The following is a 2,416-nucleotide window of genomic DNA, read 5'->3' as shown; positions in this document are numbered from 1 at the left end:
GGTACCCGGGAATGCGCATTCCGGGGTACCGACGCGTCTGCTCGGCAGGGGGAGTTAGGGCTTGATCCGGATCTTGCCCGGCTTGTACAGCCCGCTGTGGGTCGCGGTGCCCAGCTCGATCGTCGCCGGGTCCGCATCGACAATGGTGTCGAACCTGCGCAGCGAGCCCCAGTCCCGGCCCCAGTCCTTGTTCAGGTAGGTGGCCATCACCCGCTGGTTCAGCAGCACATCGGTGATGCCGAGCAGGCCGCCGTTGAGGCCGTCCTCCCAGGTGTCGGTGTCCTTGAGCTTGGCCTCGTAGTCCGGTGTGATGCGGAACTTGGGAATCTCGGTGACGCCGTTGGCGTGCAGCATCGGCTGCTGGCACGGGAACGCCAGGCCCACCGCCCAGTCCATCAGCACCGGCTGCTGCGAGCCGATGTACTCCTGCACCGTCTTGACCTCGGGCACCCGCGGCGGGGTGACCGCGATCCAGTCGCCGGGGGTCAGTGACTTGTCCTCGGCGACGACCCTGACGTAGGTGGCGTCGGCCGGGATCTCGCTGCGGTCGAACCGCAGGTTGCGCCATGACGGGATGGGCCCGAGGTCGTAGGGCACCACCCGGCCCGCCGGCACCGGGGCGCCGTCGGGTCCTTGGTGGCCGTACTCCAACTCGACCGGCTGCGCCTCGGTGAGGCCGTTGAAAACGCTGTTGCCGGTGATGGTTCCGGCGGCGGTCACGACCACGAGGGGATGGGCCGGGTCGGCCGCGGGCAGCTGGTACCAGGCCGACGCGAGCGCGCTCTCCTGCTGGGCGGGGCCCTCGACATAGCTGCCGGCCAGCGGGACCCGCGCGGGATCGAGCCCGTAGGGCAGCGGCACCGTGGAACCGTTGATGCCGAGGGTCTCCAGCTTGGCCGGTGCGTCCCAGTCCGCGTCGATACCCGGCATCGGCACCGTCACCCGGATCGCCTCGGCGACAATGTGTTCGGGCACGCCGTTGGGGGTGAACCCGGCGGGCGCCGTCCCGCCGAGCGGGCCGAGCGGGCCGTAGTCGCCGGGCAGCGGTGCCAGGAAGCCGTCGTTGGTGTCGGGTTCGACGAGGACGTCGTCGGCCAGCGCGCAGCCGCCGGTGAACGCGTTCAGGTTGGCGGTCGCGTTGGAATAGGTGCCGCCCTGGCGGATGACCCCGTACAGCATCGAGGCGACGAACACCACGACCATGAACCCGGCCGCGAGCGGCACCGGCGCGGCGGTCAGCAGCCGGGCCAGCCGGTTCTCGGCCCCCGGCCGCAGGTGCAGCCAGAACGCCCACAGTGCGGTGACCGCGAACAGCGCGAAGAAGATGGCGCTCACCGTGATTCCGGCGATCGCGGGTTTGTCGTTGTTGAACGGCACACCGTAGCTGGAGACGTACCACCAGCCGTTGGTGGTGGCGAAACACAGTGCCAGCACGAAGAACACGGCCGCGGTGAACGTCATCCGGTTGCGCGCCGAGCGCAGCACCACTGCCGAGGCCAGTACGGTCGCCACCGCGGCCATCGCGGCACCGACCGCGGCGAACAGGCCGAAGTGGTGCACCCACTTGGTCGGGGTGAACATCAGGCAGAACATGGTCGCGAAGATGATGCCCATCAAGCGCCACACCGGTCCGCGGGCCACCCCGGAAATCCGTTTGCGCCGCAACATGATGAACATCGACGTGAACAGGCTCAGCGCGGTGATGATGAAGCCGAACCGCCGCGACAACGACCCGTCGACGGTCGGCAGGATCAGGTAGTAGTAGCGCAGGTTCTCGGTGTACCAGGCCTGGCTGGGCCCGATGGCGGTGCGGATCCTGGTGGCCTCCAACACGGTTGCGAATGTCTGGTCGGCGAACACCACGGTGAGGATCACCGTGCCCGCGGCCAGCAGCGGTAGTACGAGCGGCCACAGGCCGACCCGGCGCCGCCGGTGCACCAGGATGCGCAGCAGCGGGCGTCCGCCGGCCAGCAGCGCGGCCACCGCGATCAGGCCGGTCGGCTGGATGCCGAGGGTGAACGCCGCCGCGGTGATGGCCAGCGCGGCCGGGGTGAGCCGGCCCGATACGACGGCGCGCTCGATCAGCACATAGGTGATCAGGGCGCCGGTGGCGATCTGCCCCTCGGGGCGCAGGCCGTTGTTGAACGGCATCCAGGCCGCCATCAGCACCAGGCCCGCCGCCCACAGCGCGGGCTTGCTGGCGATCACGGCGGGCCCGAGCCGGGGCAGCACCTCGCGGGACAGCAGCAGCCAGCACACCAGCGCGCAGATCAGGTCGGGTAACCGCATCCAGATGCTGGCATCGCTGACGTGGGTCATCAGGGCCAGCAGGTTGTAGAACCAGCCGAACGGATCCTCGGGGCTGCCGAACCAGCGGAAGGCGGTCAAGGTTTACAGCGCGACCGAGGACCACGAC

At 69.5% G+C, this 2,416-nt stretch carries 1 pseudogene; it reads right to left on the bottom strand.

Features of this window, described 5'->3' with window-relative positions:
* Window positions 1-54: 54 nt before the first annotated feature.
* A pseudogene (locus tag ACWDTP_RS38185) lies at window positions 55-2,379 on the bottom strand (arabinosyltransferase); the annotation flags it as partial.
* Window positions 2,380-2,416: the final 37 nt, after the last annotated feature.

Source organism: Mycobacterium sp. NPDC003449, assembly GCF_053588415.1.
Note: the sequence above shows the minus strand (reverse complement) of the source record. Positions and strands in the feature narration are given on the sequence as shown.